Source organism: Nostoc sp. DSM 114159 (assembly GCF_053470285.1).
In genome coordinates this window covers 263,184-288,679 of record NZ_JBPFEH010000001.1, presented here as the reverse complement: position 1 = coordinate 288,679, position 25,496 = coordinate 263,184, and the positions used below count along the sequence as shown (strand labels likewise).

Sequence of the window (25,496 nt, the reverse complement as noted above, 5' to 3'; positions counted from 1 at the left end):
TTCGTGGTGGGTACTCTGACTTATGAGGAGTTAAAAATAAGTACAGGTCTGCTATTATATGTCTGAAAAATACCTATTTTCTCATTGGTTAAATTTATTTTGTCAGGTAACACTCGGTGGCTGTTCTGCATTTTTGCTCTTGGCTGCACCGACAATTACCAATTTCCCAGTTAGCAAGCTGCTGGCAGAAACTGCAATTTCTCAGGATCTCGAAGCAGCTAGCTTTTTCCAGCAAGGAGTTACACGCTATAATCGCCAAGACTTACAAGGTGCAGAATATGCCTTTCGCCAAGCCTTGCAGCGAGATCCTAACCTTGGGGCAGCACGGAATTATCTGGGTAATATATTTATAGAGCAAAATCGCCTGGATGTAGCTTTACAAGAATTTACAGAGGCGATAAAACTTAATCCCAATTCTAGCGAAGCTTATTACAACTTAGGGTTAGTGTTGCACCGACAAGGAGAAAAAGATGCAGCAATTACCGCTTATCGCCAGAGCTTGGTGATAGATTCCACAAGGGTGGCAGCACTGTATAATCTGGGTTTGTTGCTATACGAACAAGGAAAGTTAGAGGAAGCGATCGCAGCATATCAAAAAGCAATTAATCTAGATAGCAGCAATGCCAATGCTTATCTTAACTTAGCGATCGCCTTGCAACAACAAGGTCAAATCGAGCCTGCGATCGCCAGTTATCGCCAAGCTTTGAAGCTAGATCCTAAAAATGCCGCAGCCTACAGCAATATGGCAAATTTGCTAGCAATGCATGGTCAAGCTCCTGAGGCTATTTCTGTTTATCGGCAAGCGATTCGCCTAAATCCAAAAAGTGCCTCAGCTTACTATAACTTGGGAGTAACTTTATATAATCAGGGCGAGTTCAAAAAAGCCAGTGGAGTCTTGAAACGCGCTCACAATGAATATCGCGAGCAAGGTAACATTGAACAAGCCCAGAAAATTGAGCAGTTAATGCAGCAAATTGCTCAGAAAACTGGGCAACAGCAACCTCAAACCAGTCAAACAGCTACTCCTTCTCAGAGTTCAGATTCTACAGTACAAACACCTGAGCCACAGACGCCAAATCAACCAGAAACGCCCGCGAACCCTGGCGATGTGCCTGTCTCAGTTGAACCACAATCCACTTCAACAAGTCCCGGACAATAAAAAACTCAGGGTTAAGGCGATTTGCCCTCATCCCTCAACCTCTTCTCCCAAAGTTGGGAGAAGGGGAGCGAATTTCAAAGTCCCTCTTCCAAGCTTGGGAGAGGGATTTTGATTCATGCAATAAGTCTATTCTCTATTAAAAGGTGTTGGAGGTTAGTTTTGAGTAAAAGTTGCACACGGCATAACTCCTAACTGTTAATTTTTAACTCCTAACTTTTTTAAATCGGCAAACGATTAATATCTTTATTGCAACCAATAACAACCATTGCTGAACCACGCTCTAAACGCTTGGTAGCGTCAGGATTAATTTGAAATTTCCCATCCTGGCTTACTGCTAACAAATTTAAACCGTATCGGTTACGAAGTTGAAGTTCGGTGATAGTTTTGCCGTGAAATTCATCAGGCACAATCAACTCTACAATACTGTTATCTGGGTCGAGGTCAAACCGATCTAGAATTGCTGGTTTGGTAAGAGTACGCGCTAGGGCACAACCCGCTTCATACTCAGGAAAAACAACATGATCTGCACCTACTCGCCGCAACAGTTTACGATGAACTTCACTAGAAGCTTTAGCAACTACATGAGGTACACCAGCCTCTTTCACATTTAGGGTGGTTATGATACTTTCTTGAACGTAGTTGCCAATTGCGACAATTACAGTATCAAATTCAAAAATTCCAGCTTCTTTGAGTGCGGCTGGTTCTGTAGAGTCTAGTTGCAAAGCATGACCAACTATTCCCTCAGTTAATGCTTCTGAAACTCGTTTTTCATCAATATCTGTTGCCAGCACTTGATAACCAAAATTGTGCAGTGTGGAACAGACAGACCTTCCAAAACGACCTAACCCAATTACAGCAAATTGGTGGTTATCTTTACGTAAACTGCGAAAAAAACTTAATGATGACAGATTCACCCTTTTTATCCTTATGATGGCTCCCTGTATTTAGGGCAAAAAACGGATATGCCGCTTGAATGAAAAATTTTATTTTTGCCTTCTAATGTATATTTTATCAGTTTGGGCATTAGTTCTTCTTTATCCCTATTCCTATTTCCTCTCCCTAACTATCCCACGAGTAAATTTTCTTCAGGATAGTGAATTCTGGTAGGGCGGGGGTCTCCTAATACAGCAGACATCAGCAGTAAAACACCTACTCTTCCAACGTACATAGTGAGAATTAAGATGAGCTTTGCTGCTGTAGAGATAGTCCCTGTGATGCCTGTAGAAAGACCCACGGTAGCGAAGGCTGATACTACTTCAAACAAAATTTGAATAAAATCTAATGTTGGATCTGTGAGGCTAATTAAAATGGTGGCTAAAATTACGACTGCTACCGATCCTACTAACACACCTACAGCTTTCAAAATTAAAGTTATTGCTATCTTGCGATCGTATAATAAAACTTCTTCTTTCCCCCGAAGAATCGTTTTTGTACAACTGGTTAGAACTCTCAAAGTTGTTGTTTTCATACCTCCCCCTGTACCACCTGGACTTGCGCCAATAAACATTAGTGCAATCGTAATAAATAGACCAGCAGTGGTCATTTTGCTAATATCAATGGTATTAAAACCAGCAGTTCTGGGAGTAACTGATTGAAACCAAGCTACTAATATTTGGTCGCGGAAATTTAGAGAACCAAATGTTTCAGGGTTTCTAATTTCTATACAGAAAAAAGCTATTGCTCCTATTGCTAATAATATAATAATTGTGCTGGTTGCAACTTTAAAATCGAGTGATAACAATTGCTTTTTAAGAGATTTTTGGAAAACGCGATCGCGCAACCAAAGATACATTTCTAAAATTACCTGATAGCCAATTCCCCCAAAGATAATCAACATGCTAATGGTGAAGACTACTAAGAAGGATGACTGATAGCCAATTAAGTTATCTTTAAATAAACTAAAACCAGCATTATTCCAAGCATTGATGCTATGAAAAATCGCTAACCAAAGTCCTTGACTCCACCCATACTTTGGAACAAAAGCTGGTAGAAGTAAGAAGACTCCGGTAATTTCAAAAATTAAAGTTGTGGCAATAATTGAACGGATAACTTGGGAGCTACCACTCATACCTGGCCGGTCTAAAGCTTGTTGAATGGCGATTTTTTGCCGCATATCAAACTTACGACCAATGAGCAAAATCAGAAATGTGGTGGTTGTCATGTAGCCCAAGCCGCCAATCTGAGCTAATAGGGCAATAAATAACTGACCCCAAAAGGAAAAGTAAGTACCAGGATCGACTACTGATAAACCCGTGACACAAACTGCGGATGTGGAGGTAAATAGTGCCACAATCAGGTTATTCCATGTACCATCGCTAGTTGAAAAAGGCATCATCAACAGGATAGTACCAACAGCAATGACAGCCAGAAACCCCAAACAAATTGTGCGAGCAACAGTCATAATTAATTCAAAATTCAAAATTCAAAAAGTCAGATTTAAAATGGGTTGCTAGATGCTTTAAGCTGTAGCCCGATTTGGGAGAATTGACATAAATTCGACTCAGTAAAGTTTATTAAGGTAAAAGTGAGAAATTTGTCCCAGGAGGATAAATCTCGGCTTACCTTTTCGGGAAGTAAAAATACCCTTATTTAATTAAAAACATACATGGTAGCCTACCTGTATGTTTTTTTTGAATTCTACTTCGTCTCAATACTACTTTTTTCATGAGTGCAACACTTTACCAGCAAATTCAGCAGTTCTACGATGCTTCCTCTGGTCTGTGGGAACAGATTTGGGGCGAACATATGCACCACGGCTACTACGGTGTCGATGGCAGTCAGAAAAAAGACCGCCGTCAAGCTCAAATTGATTTAATCGAGGAACTGCTCAATTGGGCAGGGGTACAAGCAGCAGAAAATATCCTCGATGTCGGTTGTGGCATTGGTGGCAGTTCTTTATACCTGGCAGAAAAGTTTAATGCTAAGGCTACAGGAATTACTTTGAGTCCTGTGCAAGCTGCCAGAGCAACAGAACGCGCAACGGAAGCAAATTTGAGTCTGAAAACTCAGTTTCAAGTCGCCAATGCTCAAGAAATGCCCTTTGCTGATAATTCTTTTGACTTGGTTTGGTCGCTGGAAAGCGGCGAACACATGCCAGATAAAACTAAGTTTCTCCAGGAGTGCTATCGGGTATTGAAACCTGGCGGCAAGTTAATTATGGTGACTTGGTGTCATCGAGCAACTGATAAGTTACCACTGACGCCAGATGAGGAAAAGCACTTGCAGGATATTTATCGGGTGTATTGTTTGCCTTATGTAATTTCTTTACCAGAGTATGAAGCGATCGCCCGTCAACTTCCATTAAACAATATTCGCACTGCCGATTGGTCAACCGCCGTCGCGCCCTTTTGGAATGTAGTCATTGATTCGGCATTTACTCCCCAAGCACTTTGGGGCTTACTCAATGCCGGCTGGACTACTATTCAAGGGGCATTATCACTGGGGTTGATGCGTCGCGGTTATGAGCGTGGGTTAGTTCGGTTTGGATTGTTATGCGGGAATAAATAGAAACAAGACCGCGCTGTAATGAAACAGCGCGATCGCACTACAATTTAAGAAATTCAATTCCGATTACCCTAGCAGCTTGTCCACCGTCAACAACTCAAGTCTCAAGAAAGAATGAGTTTTATTTTCAAAAATTTGAATAAAATGTCTCCTGAAGAATTACAGTCTATCTGCTAACAAGCTTAAGACTGACACCCTCAGTCGTAGTTTATTGCAAGGTATTAAAATAATTCGTAATTCGTCTTGTAGAGACGTTGTATTGCAACATCTCTACATACTACTAAATCCCACCAATAACCTTAACTAAGCGGTAAGGAATAAGAGTTACAGAGAGTTCTTGCCTAAGTGATAGCTTAGATAAGGGAATTTAGCGTGTTTCATTCAACGACTGTTACTGAGGCCCCTTCATTGGATGGAGGTATAGCGGGTAATTCCAGACAGTATCCAGCACCATACACTGTCTTGATATAGCGGGGATGGCGAGGATCTGGTTCTAGCTTGGTTCTCAAGTGGCGAATATGCACTCGAATCGTTTCTATGTCATCATCAGGATCGTAGCCCCAAACTTCTCTGAGGATTTCGCTGGGAGAAACTGTTTGACCGTGGCGTTGCAGCAAGCAGTGAAGTAGCTCAAATTCCAAGTGAGTCAATTTCACCGTCTCATTGAACCATATTGCCTCAAATCTTTCGGGAACGAGGGTTAATGAGCCATAGTTGAGAATCTCACTATGCTTTGCGGCTTGGGGAATCCGGTCAGTACGCCGCAAAAGTGCCCGCACCCGCGCCAGCAGTTCTTCAACTTCAAAAGGTTTGGTGAGGTAGTCATCTGCGCCAGCATTGAAGCCTTCCACCTTGTCCTGAGTTTGGCTCAAAGCCGTCAACATTAACACGGGAATCTCAGAGGTGCGATCGTCGCGGCGCAGGCGTTGACAAACGGTAAACCCATCTACCCTGGGCAACATTAAATCGAGCATGATCAAGTCTGGTTGTAGTTGGAGAGCCAGTGCTTGACCTTTGATGCCGTCTTCAGCTTGACTAACATCGTAGCCAGCCATTTCCAAGTTGACGGCAACTAGTTCTGAAATCGCTGGGTCATCGTCTATGACAAGAATCCTCGGCATTCTTAAAAAATTATTACTACTTATTAAGGATAATTAACAACCTTTGATAGATACAAAGATTTTTGAATCAATTCTAAAAAAGTTTCTAAATCTTACATAAATATTAAGATTAAATGACTGTGAAATCAAGACTCAATTACACGAAATCTTATAGTCTATGATGTGTTATACTCCCCCCTACAATCCGTCTTGGTTTTTACAAAACGGTGTGATGATGACTGTATACACCGCTTTGTGGGGAAAACGTAACTGGGAAATTACTGTTCGAGACCCAGAACCGTCTTATCACGAAAAAATCTTTATTGGTGGCCAAGGTGTGCCAATTTTTGGCTTGGTTGCCATCCCGGAAAATGCTCACAGCACGATTATTGGTACTTATGGCATTACCGGAGAGTTAGAGACGGAATGGTTTTTGAGGGTGCTAGGACGTAAAGCTTACGCTCAAGGCTATGCTGTGGTGTTATTTGATTGGCGGGCCCACGGCAAAACCGCCGAATTGTCGCCGACTCTCACCTCTGATGGTTTGTATGAGGGGGAAGATTTTGTTCGCATTGCCGCCGCTGCGAAGGCAATGGGATGTCCGGGTAAATTTTGGTTTACAGGATATTCTTTAGGAGGACAGTTGGCACTCTGGGCGCTGAAGGTGGTTGGTGAGGTGATTAGGGAGTATGGAGATTTAGGGCTAGAAGATAGCGATATTGGCGGTGGTATGGTGATTTGTCCAAGTTTGGATTCACAGCGATCGCTATCTTATCTGGTTACAAAGCCTTTCGGTAGATATTTGGAAGCAGGGATTGCCCAAAATTTAAAAAAACTGGCGTGGCGGATTCATGATGCCCATCCTGGAAGCCTTGACCCAGAAGCGATTGAACGGGCGAATAGCATTTGGGGTTTTGATAATGAATTGGTAATTAAGCGACTTGGTTTTCCTTCTGTGGAAGCATATTACCAAGCTAGCAGTGCTTTACAAATATTGCCGCAAATCTCAAAACCGACTTTGATTCTATATGCTGCTGACGACCCACTTTTTGACCCAGCTATCATACTGGAATTAGAAGAAGCGTGCGATCGCAATTCTGCAATAGATTTGTTACTTACTCAGTATGGCGGTCATGTTGGCTATTTGAGCAGTAAAGAGTGCCAGCGTCAAGTACAAGACCCCGATCTTTGGTGGGCATGGAATCGGGTTTTACAATGGTTAGAGCAACAACGAACAGAGTAATAGGCGAGACGATATTCTAGTTGTAGGATACTCGACGGATGGAGTCGTATTGCTTGGAAGCCCAAAATAGAGAGGATGACATTGACCCAGAAGTTACCACAATATCATTGGTAAACCAGCAATAACAGAAGCAATACCTGTCCAGAGAGTAAAACGCGCAATATCTAACTCATCCAAAGCAACGCTCATTTGCCTAATTGCTAATAGCAGCGCTGCCAGTAGTAGTATAAAGAAGGCAAAGTACTCCAAATTAATAATCATTCATCCTCACTATGTTCTACAAAAAAGTAGTTCTAATAGTTTATTAACAAGCTTTGGTAAGGTTTTTTTGTTTTAGATTTAACACTTTCTGAGAAAAACTATTTCCTACTGAAGAGATATCTACTTCAGAATTAAACAAACTATTAAAATACAACTCCCTTGACCTTTTGACTCAATGACCGCTTCTAATCATATTTGGCTACCTGCACCGACGGATTTAACTTTGCTACCAGATGATATTCATGTCTGGCGCATAGACCTTGACCAACCAGAAACACAACTGCAAAATTTAGCAGCAACTCTTTCCAGTGACGAAACATCTCGTGCTGAACGGTTCTATTTTCAGGAACATCGACAGCGTTTCATCGCAGGTCGCGGTATTCTCCGAACTATATTAGGGCGCTACTTGAGTATCCAGCCGTTACAAGTGGAGTTTAATTATCAACAGCGTGGCAAACCAGTACTAGCAGATAAATTTGCCGATAGTGGACTGGCGTTTAACTTGTCTCATTCCCAAGGGTTAGGTTTGTGTGCAGTGAATTGTACTCGCCCAATTGGTGTAGACCTAGAATATATTCGCCCGATGTCTGATTTGGAAGCTCTTGCCAAACGGTTCTTTTTACCGAGAGAATATGAGATGTTGCGATCGCTATCTCCCAACCAACAGCAAGAAGTATTTTTCCGTTACTGGACTTGTAAGGAAGCTTATTTAAAAGCAACTGGAGATGGACTATCTCAGTTAGAGCAAATTGAAGTGTCGCTCACTCCCACAGAACCAGCCAAGTTACAGATATCTGAAGACTGGAGTCTGTTTGAACTAGTACCTGCAAACAATTATGTTGCTGCTGTTGCTGTAGAGAATTTTGGCTGGAATTTGAAGTGTTGGCAGTATTAATCCTAGTCATTTGTCATTAGTTATTCTTCGCCAATGCCCAATACTTCGACTTGGCTCAGTACAAGTGCCCAATGCCCCATGCCCCTTACTTATCTTCCTGCATATTTCTCACAATTCTTGTCACGAGTTTTCTAGGTACAAATCTGACGCTTTTTGCCAGGAGTTTATTCATAAAACCAGGAATGACAATGGTTTTGCCCTTCATTAAGCCGTGAAAACCAATTTCGGCTACTGTTCGTGCATCCATCATCTTTTTGCCCTTGAGCAACTTAGAGTCAGCCATCCCGGTTCTTTCGTGAAAGCCAGATTCTGTTGAACCTGGGCAAAGAACTGTCACAGTGACACCTGTACCTTCTAATTCATTAGCGATCGCTTCCGAAAAAGATAAGATATAAGCTTTAGTAGCAAAATAAACCGCCATTAAAGGCCCAGGTTGAAAAGCAGCAGCCGAGGCGACGTTTAAGATTTTGCCTTCACCTTGCTTTACCATGTGCTTCACGAATAGCTTGGTTAGATGAGTGAGACACACCAAATTTACCTGTAGCATTTCCAATTCAGTCGCTAAGTCTGTTTCATGAAATAATCCATAGATACCAAACCCAGCATTATTTACTAGCACATCAACATTAATATTGGCGAGTTGCAACTCTGTGAAAATTTCTTCAGGAGCCGTTGAAATAGATAAATCCTTGACAATAGTTTTGACAAGATTTCCAAATTTTTTTTGGAATTTACCTGCAATTTCTACAAGCTTTAACCCGTTTCTGTCTACTAAGACCAGATTGTAATCATGAGCAGCAAAAATACATGCTAATTCATAGCCAATACCACCGGCTGCCCCAGTAATAAGAGCAGTTTTTTTGCTCTGACCTTGATGTGTTGTGTTCATGTAAGAATATTGGTGAATTCAACTTGATGAAGCTGCGTTGCATTTACAGTGATTCTCGTTCTACAATTAAGTACGCGTAATATCTGAACCGACGATAAACGTCTTGAGTTATTACCCTTTCAAATACTTGTGTGATGCGTTAGATAGATGTAGCATTCCAAACGCAAATTTAGGATTTATGCATCTAAGAATTTGAGCATTAAAGAAGTTACGTTATTTTATACTGCTAGTATGGGCTTTTGATCGCTCACAAAAACCAGCAGTTAAAATAAAACTTTTATGCCCGACATTAACCATTCTATCCTCGATTGCTTCTGTCAAGAGGTGAATACTAAAAATTTACATTATTGAGCATAAAAAAACAGGGCAATTATATTGCCACTGTTAGTATATGTGTTGTTGCTGGCATCTGGAATATTGGCTATTCAGTAATACTGTGTTGTAAAAAACATGAACTAAAAAATATTTTGCAGGGTGTGTTACGGCTTCCGTAACGCACCGGAACTAACCGAGATAGTGCGTTACTTCCCTAACACATCCTACGCAATTTGTGAATTACTAAGCGAGATTCAAGAAACCACTTTGAATCAAGTAAGCGGTATAAGTCATAAACAATTGAGAATCAATTGGAGGACAAGCAATAGAACTACCTGCCAATGCATGAAGAGTATCTTGGCAGCTAATATGGGGTCTTCTAGCTTGTAAATACAAATCAGGAATAGTCAGTTGTTCATCAGACCAACGTTCCAGTAAAAATGGTCGCAGAGTGTACAAAGGATTGTCCGCAGAAGTCACATTGTTGATTAACTCAGATTGCCATTTTTCATAAGGAATCATTTCAACTGAATAACCAAACGAGCGTATCCACTCAACTAGTATTTTCAAAGAAACAGGTTGGGGATGTTGTAAATTAAAAGCTTTACCTATGGATTCTTTTTGGCGTGATAGATAAACGATCGCTTTACTTACATAATCCACAGGTGACATATCCAACATATAATCTACATCAGGGAAATATCCCATTTGTAGACAGCCCTTGGTCATCAGATTGATAAAATCATGGGTGTTACAAATGCCTGTTTTGCTATCACCAGAAATCAGTGGTGGTCTATGGATAGTTACAGGCAGTCCACGGTCACGAGCAATTTTAACTAACTTTTCAGCTACCCATTTAGTTTGTGAGTAACCAAGATAAATACCTTCCCAATGATTGAATTCATCCTGTTCTTTAACAACCTTGCCAGCATAAGCAGTGGATTCAAAAACAGCAACGCTAGAAACGTAATGTACAGGCTTGACTTTAACTTGACAAGCTAATCTCAAAACTTCTTGGGTTCCCAAAACATTGGCTGCCTTCAGTGCTGAGTATGGGAAAACATAATTCAACAAAGCACCACTATGATAAATAGTATCAATATTTGCAGCTAAAATTTGAAACTGTTCTGAACCAATACCTAACAATGGCAGAGATAAATCACCGACAATCGGAATAATTCTGGAGGTAAATTTTTCCTGCCAAATTGCATATTGTTGCAAATTATTTTGGAGTTTGCTTTTGCCTTCTTCGGCATTCGCAGCACGCACTAAGCAATAGATATTCGCATTAGTTTCTTGTAGCAATTCCCGGATGATAAAAGCTCCTAAAAAGCCTGTTCCTCCAGTTAAAAAGATGTTCTTGGGTTCACCTATAGCTAGATTAGATGCAGCGCTGGGATGAATTGTGGGGTCAAGAACAGCCTCAGCACCTAAATCTAGAACAGAGGGCGCAGTGTTGGCATTGGAGGTTGTCACACCTGTATCTTGAATTGGCGAACCATCTTGCACTTCTTCAGCTAAACGCTGTGAAAGAGCTTCAATATTTGGGTAATGCCACAGCAACAACGGAGATGGTTGAAATCCTAGTAATTTTTCTAAGTTACTGACTAGAATCATTGCTTGGGCTGAATCTAACCCATAGTTTTCTAAATGTTCTTTGACATCTATTTCATCAGTTGCGACTTCTAGCAACTTAGCTAAGTTAGATACCAAAAATATTTGAATATCGTCTGCTGTGAAAGACTGTTTTATAGTCATTTTTAAATCTCCAACAATGATGTAGAACGAATAGGGTGATATTGACTGTAATAATCGGAAGCTTGTAGTCCTTGAATTTTCAAATTTTGGACACGGTACAAAAAGGCTGCACCAGTCATAATTTGATTAGCAACATCAACTACACCACGATTATTTGGTTCAGATAAATAAGAACCGCGTACCCAGTCATTGAAACCGCCCATTGCCGGGCCACACCAAATTTGATAATCTACTTCTCTACCTTTTTCACCAGAACTAGACCAACGGGAAGATAATCCTAGATACCAACGGAAAATCAACGCCATTTTTAGTTTAGGATTATTGACTGCTTTCCCAAGTTTTTCAGGATTCTTTTGGGATAAATAAGCCGCAGTTCCTTCCCATACTTCAGCAATAGTTTTGCGAAAAACTTGTTTTTCTAATTTCTCTCTTTCTGCCAAAGGAATCTCTTCAATGGAATCATAAGCGCGGTAGAGTTCAAATAATTTCTGCGCTCGCATGGGGAACATTGTACCCCGTTTGAGAACTTGCAATTTGACTCCCATTTCAAACATATCTGCTGCTGGAGCCATTATCATATCAGCCATTTCTGCTTGGGCTAGTAACTTTTTGGTATGTTCACAAGCCCCAGATTCAACACATGATTGATTAATGGAACCAGTCATTACATAAGCAGCACCCATCATAAAGGCTGCTAATGCTGATTGTGGTGTACCAATTCCCCCTGCTACTCCGATTCTAATGGGTGTTTGGTAATGATATTGTGCTTGAATTTCATCCCGCAAGGCAATAATAGAAGGCAGCAAACAAACCAAGGGACGGTTATCTGTATGACCTCCAGAATCAGCCTCGACGGTAATATCATCAGCCATTGGAACTTTGGTTGCAAGAGTTGCTTGTAACTCGGTAATTAATCCTTGTTCCAAAAGTTCTTTGATAATTCTCGCTGGTGCTGGTTGGAGAAATTTAGTCGCAACTTCTCGGCGAGAAATTTTGGCAATGACTTTATTTTTGATTTCAATTTGATTGGCGCTATTCAAACCCAATCCAGCAACACGGTAATAAACAATGTTGGGGGTCAAGTCGAGAAATGCAGATGCTTCTACTGTTCTCACTTGATATTTGAGGTATAAATCTACAGCCCGGCGTTCAATCGCAGGTTCATTAGGACTGTGGATTAAATTAAATGCATAAGGCCCTTGAGGTAAAGCTTGTTGAATGCGATTTATGGCTGCTTCCAAACGTTCTGGAGTTAAACCACCTGCACCAAAGGAACTCAAAATTTGTTCTTTACCGAGTGCAATGACCATTTCTTCAGAGGCAATTGCGCCAGCCATTGCGCCGGTAACGTAAGCGTATTTCACTCCATAAGAGGAGAGAAAATTGGGGTCGCCAAATTGTTGAATGCGGATTGGGGCTGCAAATGTTAGCAGTTCTACTTGTGCTGTTGTGCCATTATCACCAGGGCATAAATACCCCTCATTTGTGACACCGATTTTTCCGGCAACTTTCACGATGTAGCAGGGTTTATTTAACACCATCAATTTATCTTTGATGGTTTGTTTCTCAAAAGATACAGTTTCTAAAGAACCTTTCCAAACCTGGTTTTTGTTATAAGACCAGGCAGAGAAATTAAGGCCATTATCGTGTTTACTTAGTACCGTATCTACGGTTGTCACGGCAGTTATCCCTCGGATTATACAAACAATGGATGATAAGGTTGAAGGTTGAAGGATGTAAACTCTTGGAAAAAGTTTCAATACGTTTGGTTAGCTTGTTCATCGCTTGAAGATCCCCCCAACCCTCCTTAAAAAGCAGGGAGGTTATTTTCTTTATTTACCCCCTTTGTAAGGGGATCGCCGTAGGCGGGGGATCTTAACCGAATCATATTGACAGGAGTCTACATTTGGGATTCTCAGGATTCGTCGTTAAGCAAGTTTTGGGCACAAGCTAGTTGCAATTGAATGATTTCGCTCATTTGTTGACTGTAATCTTGTCTAGCTTGTAAAAAGGCAGTGTGTGCTTTAGTTATCTTTGAATTATTAGCATTGAGCTTTTGATACTGAGTCTTATTTAAATCGAACATGCTGATGATGCTACTAATTTTTTGAGTGATGACAGGTGGTGAATAAAGAGGATTTTGCTGCCCAATTGCGCTTGACTCAAAAGATTGTAATTGTTCTTTCGATTCAAAAACGTTATCAATGATATTTTTCGGTTTTACTTCTTCTGCCTGAGGCAAGATGTGAGAGGAATAAGTTTCTTCTGGGGTTATGTGGTTGGAAGTATTAAGATAATCTGTGATTTCAGATTGTTGGAGATTAGGTATATCTAGATGCTGTATTTTGAAGCGCTCGCACTTAATATCCTCAACCAATTTTTCAACTAGTTTGCGATTTTCATCACTCAAAATTGTAGCAGCGATCGCTTTCCCACCCAAGGTAACTGTTCTCAATGTTGCTTTGTTTGAATTAGCAGTGTCTTGGACTTTGCTATACAGTGGTGATAAATCCACATTCACCTGATGGCTGAGTAGTTTTGCTAATGCTTTGACCATTGAAGCATGGTCATCCATCCCTCTACGATTTAGAGAGACTGTGATATGTTCTTTGTCGCCGAGAATTTTATCAATCCATCGCGAACAAACACTACCAGCGCCCGCTTCTAGAAATATTTTGACTCCATCACCGTAGACACGATTAACTAATTGCGGAAAATCAAGTTCTTGGCACAATCCTTTAGCGATATTGTGAGCAATAGTATCTCTTTCGAGTGCAACTGGTTGATAATCGGCGGCAGAATAAAACACAATCCCAGGAAGATTTTGTGATGGTAAGCTGTTTACCTTCTTGATTTCCTCGAACTGCGATCGCATCGCCTCACAATGTATCACATGGTCGAAGGGAGCGGGGAAAGAATTACAACCTAAAGTTTGAATTACTCGCTTACAGGCGGCATCGTCACCAGCAATTAATACTTCTTCTGGTGTGTTGATTTGAGTTAAGTAGACGTGATTTTCATGTTTCAGGCATTCTCTAACTTGAGATGGAGTAGCCATGAGAACATACGTATTCCAAAAATTGTTGTTTGGTGAATCTGTTAATCCCCAATATTCACGCACAGCATTTTTCGGCCCAGATAACTTATCGCCAAATAAAGGTGATGAGTTTAAAGTGTTACTTCCACCTTCAAAATCACTCCAAACCCCTTGGGCAACCATCATACTAGTTTCACCCAAGCTATACCCAAAAACGCATTGCGGCTTGACTTTAAAATCATCTCGGAAAATTGCTGTCATGTATCTAGCAAAGGCGATTTCACTTTCAAACATTGCTAGTGAATCATCTAACAATTGCTTTTCGAGAGTTTCTAATTGCCTGGTTGTCAATTTAGGCAAGCTTCTGGGATAAACCAATTTTTCAACATCAGCAGCCCGATTGTAGAGATTGTTACTTTTTAAGTCCTCGAAGACTTTCGGAAATAAGCGGAAGACGGTGCGACCAATGCCAATATAAGAATTGACTGCTGCGGGGTAAACGTAAGCAACTGCTCCGGTTTTACCCAATGGTTTCGCTGTGAAATAACTACCTATTGGTGTTTGCCAATCTGTACCATTTTCAAAGGCATTATTTACACCTTTGCGGGCAGATTCAATTTCTTTGAGTAGTTCTTTTGTGTTACGTCCTGCGATTGATAAGACGTATTTTGCATCAGATTGCTGTTGAAAGGTAGCGAATGTTTGGCTGGCGGTAGCTGATAAAGAAGAACTAGCTTCAATGGATTTTTGGAGATGGTTTAGGATATCGGGTATAGTGGAGCGATCGCTAACTGCGATCGGAAACAAATGAAAAGGCATTTGTTGCAAATATCTGTTGTCGCGCTCCTCTTGGCTGGGTTCCTCCGATAAGATTAAATGGGCGTAACTGCCATCTATGCCCATGCTATTAATTGCTGCTATTCTGCGTGTGCCGCCTTTATCGACAAACCAAGGTCTTGATTCCATTGCCACATAGAAAGGACTACCTTCCCATACTTGCGGTGTTTTGACACCAGACCATTTGGGTGTGGCGGGAATATACCTGTAATAAAGACAGAGGGCGGTTTTGATTAAGCTAGCAATTCCCGATGCTGTATAGGTGTGACCGATATTGGCTTTAACGCTACCTAACGCACAATGCAGACCATTGCCCACTTTCGGATAAGCTTGCAGTAAACCTGTGATTTCGGCTTCATCCTCCTGGGGAACGCCACTACCGAAGACTTCTACATAGTTAACCTCTGTGGGTTGAATCTCTGCCATCTCAAAAGCTTGTTTGCAGACATTGCTGATAGCTGAAGCATCAGGTTTTACCAAAGTATCACTCAAAGTAGAATCACCTTGTGCGAAACTCATGGCATCAATTACTGCATAGATGCGTTCATTATCTTCCTTAGCAGCTTCGTAGCGCCTGAGGACGACAGCACCCGCACCTTCGCCAACCGTCCAGCCGTTAGCTTGTTGGTCATAACCCAACGTGTTGACACCCGTATTAATTGAGGCAAATTGGCTGCGGAATAAGACATTTTCCACACCGCCTGCTAAATCTACTGCACCCACAACTACCGCGTCTACTTCTCCCGTAGCGAGTAGCATTTGGGCAACTTCCAACGCCTTGAGGGCAGAATTTTCGCCAGCGCTGACAGTGAATGCAGGGCCAGTGAAATTCCACAAAGCAGAAATCCGGCTTGCCATGATGTTGGCGATGTGACTTACATATTCGCCGATTTCTACTGGTTGGTGAATGCTATCTTTGACGATAGTTTCTAGTTGGGAAAGCTGTTGGGCAGGTAGAGAAATTCCTTGGTTGAGTAAGCCATCCTTAACTTGCCAAGACAAATTCCATCTTTGCTGTAGCTGATGCACAGAGAATTCTGTCTCGGCAGCGACAATCACAGCCACATTGCTACCCTCCTGTAGTTTCGCATCTTTGACGGCGCGATCGCTAACTTTCAGAAGCAACAATTGTTGTGGGTTTAGCTTTTCGATTTCATTCGGTGGGATTTTGCACGATAAAGTATCGATTTCAAAATCTTTGATGTATGCCCCAATTGGTGCTTTTCCATCTGCTAAACCGTACTCTTTCAAAACATTTTCTTGATTTTCTATACCGTGCCATCTTTGAGGCGGTAGGGAAGTAAAATGTTGTGTGCCATCATAAATGCTGCGTTCAAAAGCATCCAAACCATTGCAGTTACCGAAAAAGGCATCCATGCCGACAATGGCAACTTTGGTAAGTGGAATAGGTGGAGTTGATTCAACTGATTCTGCTGTATTTCCTTGTTCTAAAATCAGATGAGAATTAGTACCGCCAAAACCAAAAGCGCTAATAGCTGCCCGTTTAATTGGTGCGTTCTTATTAGGCCATGCTGTAGCTGTTCTCACAATCTTGTCGGCGGAAATTGTACCTTTTTCTGATGTTAAAGGTTCCGAAACATTCATGGTTACTGGAATTACACCATGAGACATACTCAAAATCACTTTAGTCAAGCCAACCATGCCAGCAGCAGTTAGCAAGTGACCAGTATTTGCCTTAGCAGAACCCAGCAGAGGCGCAGCTTGATTTTGGCCAAAGAATGTTTCGATGGAATTGAATTCGGTTGTATCTCCTAGTAATGTGCCGGTGGCGTGACACTCTAGATAATCGATGGTTTTTGGGCTAACTTTTGCCTCATTATAGGCTCGTTCAAAAGCTAGAATTTGCCCTTTAGGGTTCGGACTGAGTAGGTGTTTACCTTTGCCATCATTTGAGAGTCCATTACCGCAGATGGTAGCTAGAATATTATCGCCATCTCTAACGGCATCAGAATATCTCTTCAGCATCACCATCCCAACGCCATCGGCGGGAATTAGCCCTCTAGAGGATTTATCTAAGGGGCGGCTAATGCCGTTTTCTGCATATCCTTGAACACCGGAAAATAACATCCGCACAAATAGGGAATCTGCACAACTGATGGCTCCAGCTAACATAACATCAGCTTTGTGTGACCATAAGTAATGAGATGCTAGTTTAATCGCATAAAATGAAGAAGAACAAGCAGCATCCAGACATAAATTAATCTGAGATAGTGATAGTGCTTGAGCAACGATAGATGCTGGTAAACCAGATATCATCGCATTGTATAAAGATGCTTTAGTTGCACTTGAGCCAGCTAAATTAAAGTCTTCATACTGCAAAAGTTCTCTAACAGCCGGGGTAATAGTTTGCTGGTAAATTGGCGAGAATAATTGATTAGATAATTTTGTCGGGAATGATAAATTACCTAAAATTACGCCGCATTTTGCCAGAACAGTTTGATTACCCCAATAACTACTTTGTACGATTGCTTGTTTAGCGGCATACAATGACCATTTGAAAGTGTTATCTAAACCAGCAACAAATTCTGATGGTAGATTGTATTCAGATGGATTAAACTCGAAGTTGCGGATGTATCCGCCTTTGAGTGAATAGGTTTTGTCTGGTGTACCTTTAACTGGATTGTAAAAGATTGTCGGATCTACTCCGATTTCTTCGACGGTTGCAGAGGATGTCGAATCTTTTTGATTAACGATGTTTTGCCAGTATTCTTCAGGATTTTTAGCATCGGGGAATAGGCATGATAATGCGATGATGGCTATTTTTTCCACGATTTATATGCTCCGAGTTTGGGTATTTAGCAAGAGATAATTAAAAAGCAGGATTTACGCTGTTCCCCAAACTTTGAACGAGGCTAGTTATAGCAATCCTAAGATTAAGCTAGCTTTGATAGTTTGCAGTAAAGACTTTATTGCTTAGTACAAGATTTCTAGCGAACTCTCTGCGAACCTTTGCGTTTCCCTTTGCGAACCTTTGCGTTTAAATTTAACCCCTCAATTCTACACGAATTTACGCAAAGCTATACTTGTAAAATAACAATAAAAGTCCTTACTACGAACTTTAAACTTGATATACTACTAGCTTCTGAGCATTTTCATTGACCAAATAATGGCATGAGCGCCGAGCATTCGCGAATAGATTTTACCTTGGCGGTCGTGTATGATAAAGTTGGCGATCGCACTACTTGGTGTCTTAGCTAGTACTTCACAAGAAACGTAAAATGTTTCGTTATGTGGTATCATCGCAAATTGTTCAAACTTTTCTACTTTTCCAGGTAAACAACCTTCTTCATGAAAGTGTTGTGTCCAAACCCATAAGGCGTGCATACTCAAGTCAGTGGTGTAAGGATTAACCCATTGCACGGGGAATTGTCCTTGTTGCTGGGGGCTGAGTTCTGGCCACAGACATTCTGTAGTAATTTTTTCAGGGCTGATGTTTAAAACTCTTTTGATTTCTTGAAAAGCTGGGCCATGAAATAATGTAGCCCCACCATTTTGATAAAAATCTTTTCCTGTAGCGGTGATGATATTATCTTCTTCGAGATTGAGAGATTCATAAGTGGGTACATCTGGGATTTCTCGCTGGAGATTGAGTTGAGCGCTAAAATGAAAATGAATTCTACCTTGTGGGTTTTTACTCGAAATTTTGGCTTTAAGTTCGATTCTTTCAAGATTAACTTTAGAAATTTCTTCTATTTCTAAAATATGTTCCTTCGCTAATGTTTCATTGAAAGTAATCCCCTTTAAAACTTTGAAATCTTGGTAATAAAACAATCTATAACCAGGATATAATTGTTCAGAAGCATTGATAATCCAAGTCATTGCACAAGTTGCTGGTAAAACTGGAGAACCAGCAATAGTATGATCGTGTAAAAATGGATTAGCCTCCAATGTCATTTGGCGACGAATACGATGGGTTCGTAATTCTGAATCTAACTCCGCCGCAAGTGGAACTAATGGGCTACCAATGACAACTTGTGAGGTTGCATGGTTAGTATTATCCATTTCTTTAACGAGCATTTGTGCGCCGACAGCAATGGGAATTATGTCAATTTTTCGCTCTTGAAAAATCTTCTTTAATTCTGCTGTCACCATCCCACTATCCCAAGCGCCCCAGTTGATAGCGACTACGTGACATGAGGGATAACTTTGCTTAAATATATGGGCTGATTTGTTCAGAATTTCATTTGCGATCGCATAATCAGATTGTCCGGGATTTCCGTAAAAGCCTGTTACGGAAGAGAACAAAACTAAATGCTGAAGTTGATTAGGATTGACGCAATTTAGCAGGTTTTCTAAACCTTGAACTTTAGCGATGTAAACCTTTTCAAAATCCTCTTCTGTTTTCTTTTCAATTAACTTATCAGCTAAGTTTCCCGCGCCGTGGATGATTCCGGTAATTGGGCCGAGATGTTGGACAGCAGTGGCAAGTTTTTCTTGTAAAGCTTGCGTATCTGTAACATCGACGCTGATATATTCTGCTTTAGCTCCAGTTTTTTCAATTGCTGCTAGAGTCTTTTTAATTTCGCGGCTGGAGGTTATTTTGTTATATATTTTTTGCACATTCATGGGTGTAGGCTTCTCTCCTTGAGAAAGAAGATTTTCCATAATGCATTTTTTCAATGCGGAGTCATCGGAATTTTGAGCAAAATCTGGCTCGGTTTCTAATAGTTCGGAGCGACCGAGGAGGATGAATTTGCAGGGTTGCTGTTGAGCTAATCTGATAGTACACTCAGCCGTAATCCCTTTTGCACCGCCGCTCACGACAAAGACAGATGATGGACTAAGCTGGGCTGTTTGTGTCATAAATCCTCGTGAATACCTGCATAAATTGGGTTTTGATGTGCAACTGATTCTTAAAACCCCTCTCCAAACCTCTCCCCCACAGAGAGAGAGGCTTTGATTCTTACTCCCCTTCCCTTGTAGGGAAGGGGTTGGGGGTTAGGTTCGAGAGAAAGTTACACACGGCGTTAATTAACTTTTTAATCGGCGATAATAGTGACTCGCCCTTGTGAACCATACCCAACTTCACTTATATAAAGGTTGGGGTCGTGAAGTTCGGCGATGATGTTTTGTACTGACTGTTTAGCGTCAAGTCTGGGACTTAAATCGATCGCACGAGTAAACACCTTGGGCCATTCCCATCTGAGAGTTTTGGTTAATCCGAATAAACCAGCGCCGATCGCACCGAAGTTGACTTTGTACTCTAAACCGAAGGCTCCATCAAGGTGAGCAACTGTGCAGAAACAACTACGTCCATGCTTTGCAGTTTCGTTGAGGGAGGGTTTGAGGTGTTTCGCCATCAAAAATACGTGCTTGACGATCGCCTTTTCTGATTCGTTATAAGAAATACTTCCGATGTGATTTCCTACAAACATCGGATGGAGATGAATGAAGGCCCCAATCGTTCCGCAGTGAGATGCGATCGCTTGCAATTGTTGTTGAAGATGTTCTTCACTCAAGTTTGCTAAGGTGACGCGGGTTACTCCTGCGGGTAAAGGCGCTTGTTGAGCGATAAGCGATTGGGGGAAGCTGATAACTACTACTTTCCAGCCTTTCTCGATTAGGGATTCAGTTAATTTATAAGTGGTGAGGGAACCATCATCGGTGATTAAACCGATGTGTCCCTCTGGTAACGTGAAATCCAAATAATCGGGTTGTGCTAGGCTTCTGAGTTTGACAGGATGGCGCTGGATATTATGCTCTAGTTCCAGTGGTTGCTGTTGGACAAACTCAGGCTCAGACTTTTTTTTTTCACCTCCAGCCAACTGCTGTAGGTAATCGACTATTTGACCGATGGTGCGGAGATCGCCGAGTTCTTCGATATTTGGCTTGGGTAAGTTGGGGTACATTTCTTGCATCGCCCCTAAAATTTCTACCCGCTTGATGGAATCAATCCCTAAATCGGCTTCCATGTCCATTTCCAGTTCCAGCATCTCGACTGGATAGCCAGTTTTATCGCTGGTGATAGCTAACAGGGTTTCACCTAAGTTTGCAAATTCATCACTTATAGAGGGAGCAACTTCTGGTTCTGGTTCTGGGGTGAATGCGACAACTATGCTTGGTTCCGGTGCAATGACTACCTCAACTATTGGTGCAGTCTCTACTGAAATCTCGGTTGCTGGTTGTACTTCGTGAACTGCAATTTCTACTGAAACACTTTTAGAAGCGTGGGATTGCAGATACTCTACAACTTGACCGATGGTGCGTTTTTCTGACAGTTCTTCTAAATTAGGCTTGGGTAGGTTGGGGTACATTTCTTGTAGCGCCCCTAAGATTTCCACCCGTTTGATAGAGTCAATCCCTAAATCAGCCTCCATGTCCATGTCCATTTCCAGCATCTCGACTGGGTAGCCGGTTTTGTCGCTGGTGATGGCTAACAGGTTTTTATCCAAGTCAACAATATCGATGGTTGCGCCAGGTACAGGTGCAGCAGTTGTAGGTGCTGGCTCTGGGGTGAATGCAACAACGTTGTTGACTGGAGGTGAGCTAATTTTGACTACAACTTCAGGTTGGGGTTCCACTACTGGAGGAACCGATGATGCCGCTACAGGCTCTACTGTCTCTGTTGAGAAAAGATTAGGGAGCAAAGAAGAGGAATTTTCATCCTTCTTAGCAGTGGGAGATACAGGAATTTCAACTACTGGCTCTACCACCTGTGGAGCGGGCATGAGAGGTTCTTGGGTAACATTTAAGCCATTTTTAGCTACAGGCTCAGTTACAGGCAAAGGCTGGCTTTCTACTATCTTGGTAGTAGCGGGTACTGGTGCATCACTAACAGTTGTTTCTGTTGTGAACGGAGTGAAATTACTTATCTCTGTTAGTTGGGTTGCTCCCTCACCAGAGATGATTTGAGAATATTCTTGCTGTATGAGTTGGAAAAAGTTTTTGGTATATTCCAACTGCTCTTGAAGATATTGCTCATGGATGCGTAGGGTTTCACCTTGTTGGGAATGAAACTGCATCATGCTACGCTCTAAGCTTTCCATGACAACTAGCTTCATTTTGGCAGTTTCGGCTGTTGATTTACTTTCGCTCAACAAAGAATTCTGCTGCTGCATCAGTTGGAAAAATGCTTTAGCATATTCCATTTGATGGTTGAGATAAGTACCGTGAACTTGTAAATTCTCAGCTTGATTTTCCTGGAACTGTGTCAGGAGGTATTCTAAACTTGCTAAAAGTTGTTCGTAATTTGTAAGCTTTTCTGGTGTTGGTTGCATCTTAGATTCCTGGGCTGGTTGTGACAGGGTAACAGGATTCATCTGTTGCTCTGGCTGGGTGATGATATTAGATGTCACACCGTTCATGGCTGGGGTGGATTTTTTATGTCCGTTAGTCTCAATTACAGCCAGAGGTGGAGTTACACCTGGGCTGCTAAATAAAGGAACCGCATCAGGATATTCGGGGGTGGGTAATGTAACTTTATGCCCATCCTGCAAAGCGAGAGCGAAGGCATTTTTCGTTTTTTCGGATCTGTAGTTTATCCCATTTAAACGGACATTTAATGTCTTCTTCGTCTCAATTGGGGGGATGGTTTGGGGAAGTTGGTAAGGATCGAGGTTATTCAAAGCCAAACCAATCACCCGCAACTGCACAACTGCTTCTCGCAAAGAGCGATCGCTATTCTTTTGAGTGCTGGGGTTTAAAGATACGGTAATATGTGGGCGATCGCCAAGAATCTCTTTGACCAAGTTGCTAAGAATTCTCCGCGGCCCAAATTCCACAAAGCAAGTACCACCGGCTGCATAGATATTTTCAATTTCCTGCTTAAACAGCACCGAATTAGAAAGGTGCGTTTCCAGGATTTTTTGAATACCTTGGGCTTCCTTGGGATACTGCTTACTGGTAACGTTGCTGTAAACAGGGATTTTCGGACTTTGGAATTTGACAGACTTGGTGGCGATCGCAAAGGATTTCTGAGCAAAGGCAATTAACGGTGTATGGAACGCTGCTGAAACAGGTAACAATACAGCTGTATATCCTTTCTCGTGTAAAGCCTCTTTGACTCTCGCTATTTCTGCGGTAGGCCCAGCCAAGACAAATTGAGTTGGAGAATTTTGATTAGCGATCGCAACTTGGGGAAAATGTCTCAGCACTGCTTCCACTTTGCTGATGTCTTCTTTGACAGCCAGCATACTTCCCGCATCATGATCCGGATCTTCGGGTGCAGCCATTGCTTGACCCCTAGCTTTCACCAAGAACAAGTAATCTTCTGTACTCAAAACCCCCGCAGCCCATAGCGCTGTCAGTTCACCAAAGCTGTGACCGGCAACAAAATCTGACTTAAACCCAGCTTGTTGCAGGATGCTGTACATCCCTGCACTCAACACCCCGATGGCTGGTTGAGCGTATTCTGTGCGTTGTAAGGCAGCAATTTGGACATTTTTTTCTGCCTCTCCAAACACAGGATGAGGAAAAACGATTTCTGAAAGCGGCTGCAAATTATCTTTGAGCAACAGGCTATCCATATAACCATGCAGACGGCGCATCAAAGGAAAATTCATCACCAGTTCGCGTCCCATCTCCAAGTATTGCGAACCTTGACCAGAAAATAGAGAGACAACTTTTCCACCCAATTCCATACCAGAGGAACGATAATAAATCCCTTGGGGATGCTCCCAAGATGCTGCTGTTCCTTTGAGTTTCAACCAGTCAATGCTAGTTTGCAGCAACTTGCAAGCTTCTTCGAGATTCTCAGCGACAAACCCAAATCGGGGAGCAGAGAGGGGAATTTGTGGCGATTTGCACTCATTGACTAATTGTGAGTAGTGTGCATTACCTGATGGCGATCGCAACTTACCTAAAATCTCTTCCGATTTGCTCAACAATTGCTCTAGTGTGGGAGCAAACAACAGCACTTCACTAGCACCACTGTGTAAGCGATAGGCGGCGTTTTGGTCGGCTTCATATTCTTCCAAAACAACGTGATAGTTGGTTCCGCCAAATCCAAAAGAACTTACACCTGCGCGTCTTGGCGCTTCCCCTTCTGGACGAATCCAAGGTCTAGTTTCAGTATTCAAATAAAAGGCCGAATTTTTAATGTTGAGTTTGGGGTTTGGCTCGGTAATGTTAATTGTCGGCGGTAATACTTTATGATGTAAAGCCAAAGCAGTTTTAATCAAACTCGCCGCACCCGCAGCCGCTTTTGTGTGTCCGATTTGCGATTTCACACTACCCAAAGCGATATGCTGCTTTTTGCGATCGTGTTCATCAAAGAAGTCTTTTAAAGAACCGAATTCTGTCGGATCTCCAGCCATTGTACCAGTGCCGTGTGCTTCCATTAAACCAACGGTAGCGGGAGAGAAGCCGGCATCTTCATAAGCGCGTTCTAAAGCTTTAACTTGGCCTTCTTTGCGGGGAGCATAAATGCTCTTATAACGCCCATCGCTAGAAGTACCAATACCTTTAATTACGGCATATATTTTATCGTTGTCCCGTTCAGCATCTTCCAACCGTTTAAGGACAAGCATAGCGATACCTTCACCCAGCATCATCCCATCAGATTTAGCATCGAAAGGTTTGACATTTTCACTAGGAGAAACCGCCGGTGTTTTGCTAAATGAGATATAAGCCATGATAGTGTTATCGGTATCAACACCACCAGTCAGCATCATGTCAGAACGATGCTCAACTAGTTCGCTAATTGCCATTTTTAAAGCACCAAAAGAACTAGCGCAAGCCGCATCAACTACACAATTCATCCCGCCAAAATTTAGGCGATTGGCAATTCGTCCGGCGACTACGTTAGCTAACATTCCAGGGAAAGCGTTCTCATCCCATTTCACGTAAGCGCTTTTGATTTTATCAACGATTTTTTGGGTATCTTCATCGGATAAACCACTGCTTTTAAGTGCTTTTTCCCAAATCGGATATTCCAATCTGGCAGAAAGTGGCATTCCTAATTGCTTGGCCATAGCCACGCCTAAGATTACCCCAACCATCTCGCGGTTAAATTCACGGTTTTCGCCATAACCTGCATCTTCCATCGCTTCTTTTGCAACTACTAAACTTAATAGTTGCGATACATCTGTGACTTCTAAAATGCTGGGTGGTATGCCGAATTCCATCGGGTTAAAATCTACCTCTGGAAGAAACCCACCTCTTTTACAATAGGTTTTATCTTCAGTAGTTCTCGGATTCGGATCGTAATAATCTTCGACGCTCCAGTGAGTGGAAGGAACATCAGTAATACAGTCAATTTTGTTTACTATATTTTGCCAGTATTCGCGCAAATTTCTGGCTTGAGGCAATAGAGAAGCCATCCCAACAATGGCGATAGGATTGTGTTGTAATTGTCTGTTAATTTTGTTAATTGACACTGATTTATCTGATTTATCTGACTTCATGTTTTTTTCCTCTATAGACCTCATCACAGCCTTTTCACAATTATTGATAAGGCTCTCTAACTCCGCTAAGGCAGTATCAATTGAATAAGCAGACATAGGGCATAGTTAGTACTGTGGATTGTGTAGCTACAGTA

The 25,496-nt window shown here is 41.8% G+C and carries 14 protein-coding genes; 4 read left to right on the top strand and 10 right to left on the bottom strand.

Going from position 1 to position 25,496, the window contains the following annotated elements; translation table 11 throughout:
• The first annotated feature begins 58 nt into the window (after nt 1-58).
• Nucleotides 59-1,159 carry a tetratricopeptide repeat protein gene (locus ACR5KR_RS01085; RefSeq protein WP_448265130.1) on the top strand — a complete coding sequence of 367 codons (1,101 nt, stop codon included), beginning with the start codon at nt 59-61 and terminating at the stop codon, nt 1,157-1,159.
• A 218-nt stretch (nt 1,160-1,377) separates the two neighbouring features.
• Here ACR5KR_RS01085 and ACR5KR_RS01080 read toward each other — a convergent pair whose 3' ends face one another.
• Nucleotides 1,378-2,073, bottom strand: a complete 696-nt coding sequence (locus ACR5KR_RS01080) for a potassium channel family protein (RefSeq protein WP_289797626.1) — start codon at nt 2,071-2,073, stop codon at nt 1,378-1,380.
• Between the two features lie 149 nt (nt 2,074-2,222).
• Nucleotides 2,223-3,560, bottom strand: coding sequence for a TrkH family potassium uptake protein (locus tag ACR5KR_RS01075; RefSeq protein ID WP_448265129.1), 1,338 nt, complete (start codon nt 3,558-3,560; stop codon nt 2,223-2,225).
• A 263-nt stretch (nt 3,561-3,823) separates the two neighbouring features.
• Here ACR5KR_RS01075 and ACR5KR_RS01070 point away from each other — a divergent pair, with 263 nt between their 5' ends.
• A complete protein-coding gene (locus ACR5KR_RS01070) occupies nt 3,824-4,666 on the top strand; it encodes a methyltransferase domain-containing protein (protein WP_445628145.1) in 843 nt (280 codons plus the stop codon).
• A gap of 374 nt (nt 4,667-5,040) precedes the next feature.
• Here ACR5KR_RS01070 and ACR5KR_RS01065 read toward each other — a convergent pair whose 3' ends face one another.
• The gene (locus ACR5KR_RS01065; protein ID WP_322670411.1) at nt 5,041-5,784 is read right to left on the bottom strand and encodes a response regulator transcription factor; all 744 of its coding nucleotides are present in this window, start codon (nt 5,782-5,784) and stop codon (nt 5,041-5,043) included.
• A 157-nt stretch (nt 5,785-5,941) separates the two neighbouring features.
• Between ACR5KR_RS01065 and ACR5KR_RS01060 the strand changes: the two genes are divergently transcribed.
• On the top strand, nt 5,942-7,006 hold the full coding sequence (locus ACR5KR_RS01060) for a YheT family hydrolase (RefSeq protein ID WP_448265128.1): 1,065 nt from the start codon (nt 5,942-5,944) through the stop codon (nt 7,004-7,006).
• A 93-nt stretch (nt 7,007-7,099) separates the two neighbouring features.
• Here ACR5KR_RS01060 and ACR5KR_RS01055 read toward each other — a convergent pair whose 3' ends face one another.
• Nucleotides 7,100-7,267, bottom strand: a complete 168-nt coding sequence (locus ACR5KR_RS01055) for a hypothetical protein (RefSeq protein ID WP_181929464.1) — start codon at nt 7,265-7,267, stop codon at nt 7,100-7,102.
• Between the two features lie 175 nt (nt 7,268-7,442).
• On the opposite strand from ACR5KR_RS01055, the gene hetI reads away from it, so the two are divergent.
• On the top strand, nt 7,443-8,162 hold the full coding sequence (hetI, locus tag ACR5KR_RS01050; protein WP_445628147.1) for a 4'-phosphopantetheinyl transferase HetI: 720 nt from the start codon (nt 7,443-7,445) through the stop codon (nt 8,160-8,162).
• 85 nt (nt 8,163-8,247) lie between these two features.
• Here hetI and ACR5KR_RS01045 read toward each other — a convergent pair whose 3' ends face one another.
• The 6 genes from ACR5KR_RS01045 to ACR5KR_RS01020 all read right to left on the bottom strand — a co-directional run bounded on the left by ACR5KR_RS01045 (nt 8,248) and on the right by ACR5KR_RS01020 (nt 25,458).
• The gene (locus ACR5KR_RS01045; protein ID WP_445628148.1) at nt 8,248-9,051 is read right to left on the bottom strand and encodes an SDR family NAD(P)-dependent oxidoreductase; all 804 of its coding nucleotides are present in this window, start codon (nt 9,049-9,051) and stop codon (nt 8,248-8,250) included.
• A 558-nt stretch (nt 9,052-9,609) separates the two neighbouring features.
• On the bottom strand, nt 9,610-11,124 hold the full coding sequence (locus ACR5KR_RS01040; RefSeq protein WP_448265127.1) for a thioester reductase domain-containing protein: 1,515 nt from the start codon (nt 11,122-11,124) through the stop codon (nt 9,610-9,612).
• Between the two features lie 2 nt (nt 11,125-11,126).
• Nucleotides 11,127-12,803 carry a PfaD family polyunsaturated fatty acid/polyketide biosynthesis protein gene (locus ACR5KR_RS01035; RefSeq protein ID WP_448265126.1) on the bottom strand — a complete coding sequence of 559 codons (1,677 nt, stop codon included), beginning with the start codon at nt 12,801-12,803 and terminating at the stop codon, nt 11,127-11,129.
• Between the two features lie 236 nt (nt 12,804-13,039).
• Nucleotides 13,040-17,788: a PfaB family protein gene (locus ACR5KR_RS01030; RefSeq protein ID WP_448265125.1), complete on the bottom strand. Its 4,749-nt coding sequence runs from the start codon at nt 17,786-17,788 to the stop codon at nt 13,040-13,042.
• A 306-nt stretch (nt 17,789-18,094) separates the two neighbouring features.
• Nucleotides 18,095-19,822, bottom strand: coding sequence for an SDR family NAD(P)-dependent oxidoreductase (locus tag ACR5KR_RS01025; RefSeq protein ID WP_448265124.1), 1,728 nt, complete (start codon nt 19,820-19,822; stop codon nt 18,095-18,097).
• A 176-nt stretch (nt 19,823-19,998) separates the two neighbouring features.
• On the bottom strand, nt 19,999-25,458 hold the full coding sequence (locus ACR5KR_RS01020; RefSeq protein WP_448265123.1) for a beta-ketoacyl synthase N-terminal-like domain-containing protein: 5,460 nt from the start codon (nt 25,456-25,458) through the stop codon (nt 19,999-20,001).
• Nucleotides 25,459-25,496: the final 38 nt, after the last annotated feature.